The following is a 5,045-nucleotide window of genomic DNA, read 5'->3' as shown; positions in this document are numbered from 1 at the left end:
CACCCACTCCATAGGCAAACTTCTCTCTAAATGGCAATCGCTGCTCAGCCACATTGATGTTCTCTGCTGCACTCATACCGTTCTCCATGGGGGGTTACTGCGACCCATATACTTGGTTTTGTAAAAAATCCAGATTACTGAAGTAGTGGCATCAACATGCCAGCTCCTACGCTGCGAATATTTGAATATTAAACTGACATCGTCATTCGCAGCGCTACGAATTGAGGGCAATCCTAACGACTCAGTCCAGAACTGGCAAGAGTAGGCGAGGGCTAAACTTGACATAGATCAGAAGACGATTTCACAACCCACCGCAAAGAAAAAATTACCACCAACCAGATTTACTGAAAATTCAATCAAAATCAACAACTTAAAGGCACATATAACAATACTTATTTCTCAAAAATCTTTTAGCATGGCGATTTTTGATGCAAACCATACTTTGTAATAAATTTGACTTAGCGCAAGAGTCCAGCACTTAACCATGGTGTTTATGTCGACAGCAATAGCGAAGTAACACTATCATAACGCTGCGAAAAATAGCTGGAGTCCGGCATGAACGAAACACTATTTGCACTGGCAACATTTCTGATTTTTACTCTAGGCGTGGCCTATGTCTCATCACGCCTCACGGCTAAGGCACAAGATCAAGGTGCGGCCGGCTACTTCATGGCTGGACGTGGACTCACGGGCTGGTTTATCTGCGGTTCGATGCTGCTGACAAATCTGTCAGCCGAGCAGCTTGTTGGCCTTAATGGTCAAGCCTATGCCGACAATCTCAGCTCTATGGCGTGGGAAAGTACTGCAGCATTAGCAACGATTATGCTAGCCATGTTCTTTCTGCCTCGTTACATGAAGGGCGGATTTACCACCTTGCCCGAGTATCTGGAGACACGCTATGACGTCACTACACGCCGCATTGTCAGTGCGATGTTCATCGTGGGTTATACACTTGTAGTTAATCCAGTAGCTTTGTACTTGGGAGCCATCTCTCTGGATGAAGTATTTAACATCCACAGTATGGTTGGCGTTGGCCACGAAGCCATGATTTGGATTTTGGTATGGCTAATGGGAGGAGTTGGCGCCGCTTATGCCGTATTTGGTGGGCTCCGTGCCGTCGCCATTTCTGATTCTATTAACGGTGTGGTACTCCTGATTGCCAGCTTATCCGTTCCAATTTTGGGGCTGATCGCATTGGGAGATGGCAGTCTCAGTGCAGGCATTCAAGACTTGGTCAATAGTCAGCCTGAAAAGCTGAATGCAATTGGCGATGAAAACAGCCGTGTACCTTTTGGTACTTTATTCACCGGCATGATATTTGCCAATATGTTTTATTGGTGCACTAATCAGGCCACAATACAACGCACGCTAGCTGCTAAGAATCTGGCAGAAGGCCAAAAGGGCGTGCTATTTACAGGGTTCATAAAAATATTAGTACCGCTGGTCATGCTGCTACCGGGGGTGATCGCTTTTCACCTGATCGGAGACTCTTTAGAAAAACCAGATCTTGCCTACCCTGCCTTGATTAAGCTAGTTATGCCCTGGTGGTTATTAGGTTTTTTTGTTGCCGCGTTTTTCGGCACCGTGATCAGCCACTTCAATTCCATCGTCAATAGTACGGCGACCCTATTTGCTATGGACTGGCATCGTGCCTTTCGCCCTGCTGCGAGTGATGCTGAACTAATACGCGTCGGCAAGATTGTCGGCACAAGCCTGGCTGTCCTGTCTATGATCATTGCCCCCCTGATGATGTATGCCCCCGATGGCATTTATTTAATGATACGCCGCGTGACAGGATTTTATAACATCCCAATCATCGCTATCGTACTTGCCGGCTTCTTCTTACCGCGGGTACCTGGGTGGGCCGCACGCTGGGTATTAATTTCCCATGTAATTATTTATGCTACTTTTGTGATAGGTCTAGATATCGATAAACATCTTGGTATCAACTTCGTTCACATTATGGGCATGCTATTCGTTTTACATTTTAGCTTCTTGCTAATAGTCGGTTGGCTGTGCCCTAGAGCCGAGCGTACCGGTATCATTGATTTTTCATCCAAACTTGGAACAGAAAATGCGCCACACCTGCAGCCATGGCGCCATGCCCGTTTTACCTGTGCACTATTGCTAACATTACTCTTCACGATGTACCTGACCTTCTCTCCCTTAGGTTTTGCTAGTGTCAGTGGGCCATCCATATGGTATCTATCCTTATTGGCAGCCTTGTGGAGCATACTGGTGCTTTATGGGGTATATGAATATAGACGTAGTGACCCGCAACTGGTTACGACCATCTAGCACTCCATTCATACAGATCGTTTATATAATGCTCCACTTAGTCACGGCCCACCTAGCACGGTGGGCCGTTCCAATAAAGAAAGATCAGATGAAATACTCATCCCTTGGTGGTCAATGCCTGGCCGAATTTATCGGCACCGCTTTAATCGTATTTTTAGGTTGTGGCGCAGTCGCAGCACTAGTGCTCTCTGGCAGCCAATTTGGTCAATGGGAGATTTCTATTACCTGGGGTTTAGGCGTAGCACTGGCGATCTATATTTCAGCCGGTGTTTCTGGTGCTCATCTGAACCCAGCAGTCACTCTGGCACTATGGGTGTGGAAAGATTTACCTACACGCAAGGTAATACCCTACATCACGGCGCAAACAAGCGGTGCGTTTGTTGCCGCCGCACTGGTGTATGCCATGTATGCGCCACTATTCGAAGTGTGGGAGTCTAGCCAGCATATTGCTCGAGGCAGCGCAGCCAGCGTAGTCACTGCCGGCATCTTCACTACGTTCCCACATGCAGCACTGAACAATGTTCAGGCCCTACTGGTAGAAATACTGATTAGTGCACTACTGATGCTGGGTATATTGGCACTGACAGACGATGATAATGGCACTCCACGCGGGTATGCATCCCCACTTTTGATAGGGATACTGGTTGCCGTTATCGGCGCTTGCTTTGGCTCTCTCACCGGCTTTGCAATGAATCCAGCACGAGACTTTGGACCACGCCTTTTTGCTTTCTTGGCCGGCTGGGGAGAGGTTGCGCTATCTGGAGGCAGAGAAAGCCTGTATCTGTGGGTGCCGCTTATTGGTCCTATCATTGGCGCTCAATTGGGTGCTGCGACCTATCTCAAGCTGATCGCGCCCCAACTACCTAAATCACTGAAAGAGCGTCCATATCATACGGAGCAGAAAATCCAGCAAGACGGATCTACGGCATGACAAGACATGCATGCATGCGTGCGAATCGAACAGCTAACGAAGCGCATCCGCAAAAACTCAATTGATGAGTTCGGACAACAATCAACAGCGAAAAAACAGGCTTCCTCCTGATGCCTCTACACATACGAAAGCCAGCCCAAGTGCTGGCTTTCCTCATTTCTGCCCACGTCTTGACGCTCCGTTGCTGTGCCGCGACAATCAGATTGTCGATTGTATGCAAAAAACAATACGGCACGACACCTGATAACCGCCCACCTTCCACACCATGCACAACACACTGCCGCACAGCCAGAACAACGGGGATATCCATCTGCGTACCATGCGTATGTCGGATCTTGACGCCATTCTTGCCATCCAGTCGCAATGCTACTGTAACGAACTGATCGAAAGCCGCTCTGCGCTGGCCTCGCGTCATCAACTTGCACCCGACTGTTGCTGGATCGCCGAACACGAAGGCGAGGTACGCGGCTACCTGCTGGCTCACCCATGGCAGGGCCAGCAACCACCACAACTGGACTCGCCTCTTTCTGCACTGCCGGAAAGCTGCGACCTGCTGTTCCTGCACGATATGGCGCTCAGCCCGGCAGCCCGCGGCCTCGGCATCGCCCCCCGGCTAATGGACAAAGCCCTGCACTATGCACGCCAGCGTGGATTTCGCCATGCCAGCCTGGTGGCAGTACAGGGGGCAGACCGCTATTGGCAGCGACTGGGATTTACGCCCTACCCGCTACACGCCAGCAAATTGGCGCGTTATGGCCATGGCGCACAGGCGATGCGGTGCGGCATCCGCCAAGCACTCCCCGGCATGAGCGCTGCCGTGCCAGGATGAACCGATCCGGCTCTGGGCTGTCTTACTCCGTGGCGTTACTTTAGCGAGGCGGTTGAAGAGCGCTATCCGTCAACGGTAGTCAAGGAGAGCCACATGAAATCCCTCCCCTCCCTGCTACTCGCCGCAACACTGGCCATCACTGGCAGTCAGGTTTTTGCAGACGACAGTAGCAGCACACACAGCACGCAAAACCGCGCACAGCGCGACCATGGCGGGAATGGCGCCGACCGCTTCTACGAGCGGCGCGACAAGACCAGCCTATATCAGGCCCCCGCCCTGAGCGATGCCGAGCGCGCGGCACAAGATGATGCTACCGGCAAGGCCATTCAGGCCAACCCTCAAGACTATCAAGGCAACTGAGCACGCAGACCAGTCCTGGAAAAACAAAACGCCACGCGAAACTCGCGTGGCGTTTTTACATCATGCTCAGACCGCGATTCAGGCGGCCTTCTTAATCCAGACAACAGGCTTGTCACCTGCGGTAACCTGCAGTGCCAGACCGCCACACGAGGTTTCACGGTACTTGGCATCCATATCCTTGCCGGTAGCGTACATGGCGGCAATGACCTTATCCAGCGACACTTTCGGGCTGCTGGTGCGGTGCATCGCCATGCGTGCGGCGTTGATCGCCTTCACGGCCGCGATTGCATTGCGCTCGATGCATGGAATCTGCACCTGACCAGCCACCGGGTCGCAAGTCAGGCCCAGATTGTGCTCCATGGCGATTTCCGCAGCCATACATACTTGATCCGGGCTGGCACCCATCAGTTCGGCCAGGCCGGCAGCCGCCATGGAGCAAGCCACGCCAATTTCACCCTGGCAGCCTACTTCGGCACCGGAAATCGAAGCGTTGAGCTTGAACAGGCAACCAATCGCACCGGAAGACAGGAAGAAACGCAAGCAACTGTTCTCGTCCAGCGGCTGGATGAAATGATCGTAATAAGCCATGACCGCAGGCACGACGCCACAAGCACCATTCGTCGGAGC

Annotated in this window: 5 protein-coding genes; 4 read left to right on the top strand and 1 reads right to left on the bottom strand. The window is 51.6% G+C overall.

What is annotated here, in order from left to right; translation table 11 throughout:
• Positions 1–555 precede the first annotated feature (555 nt).
• From ACRC1E_RS13445 to ACRC1E_RS13430, 4 genes are all read left to right on the top strand, one after another.
• Positions 556–2,298 carry a solute:sodium symporter family transporter gene (locus ACRC1E_RS13445; RefSeq protein WP_438515599.1) on the top strand — a complete coding sequence of 581 codons (1,743 nt, stop codon included), beginning with the start codon at positions 556–558 and terminating at the stop codon, positions 2,296–2,298.
• A gap of 88 nt (positions 2,299–2,386) precedes the next feature.
• Positions 2,387–3,229: an MIP/aquaporin family protein gene (locus tag ACRC1E_RS13440; protein ID WP_438515598.1), complete on the top strand. Its 843-nt coding sequence runs from the start codon at positions 2,387–2,389 to the stop codon at positions 3,227–3,229.
• A 265-nt stretch (positions 3,230–3,494) separates the two neighbouring features.
• Entirely contained in the window at positions 3,495–4,058 is a 564-nt protein-coding gene (locus tag ACRC1E_RS13435) for a GNAT family N-acetyltransferase (protein WP_438515597.1), read from the top strand.
• A gap of 93 nt (positions 4,059–4,151) precedes the next feature.
• Positions 4,152–4,418: a hypothetical protein gene (locus ACRC1E_RS13430; RefSeq protein ID WP_438515596.1), complete on the top strand. Its 267-nt coding sequence runs from the start codon at positions 4,152–4,154 to the stop codon at positions 4,416–4,418.
• 78 nt (positions 4,419–4,496) lie between these two features.
• Here the strand turns inward: ACRC1E_RS13430 and ACRC1E_RS13425 are convergent.
• Positions 4,497–5,045, bottom strand: a 549-nt coding sequence (locus tag ACRC1E_RS13425) for an L-serine ammonia-lyase, iron-sulfur-dependent, subunit alpha (RefSeq protein ID WP_438515595.1), incomplete at its 5' end; no start/stop codon positions are given.

The organism is Craterilacuibacter sp. (assembly GCF_051659485.1).
Taxonomy (GTDB): Bacteria; Pseudomonadota; Gammaproteobacteria; order Burkholderiales; family Chromobacteriaceae; genus Craterilacuibacter.
The sequence above is the reverse complement of the archived record's forward strand: the minus strand, read 5'-3'. Positions and strand labels throughout refer to the sequence as shown.

Coding starts and splice junctions, on each gene's coding strand:
- ACRC1E_RS13445 (WP_438515599.1), top strand. CDS start 556: ATGAACGAAACACTATTTGCACTGGCAACATTTCTGATTTTTACTCTA.
- ACRC1E_RS13440 (WP_438515598.1), top strand. CDS start 2,387: ATGAAATACTCATCCCTTGGTGGTCAATGCCTGGCCGAATTTATCGGC.
- ACRC1E_RS13435 (WP_438515597.1), top strand. CDS start 3,495: ATGCACAACACACTGCCGCACAGCCAGAACAACGGGGATATCCATCTG.
- ACRC1E_RS13430 (WP_438515596.1), top strand. CDS start 4,152: ATGAAATCCCTCCCCTCCCTGCTACTCGCCGCAACACTGGCCATCACT.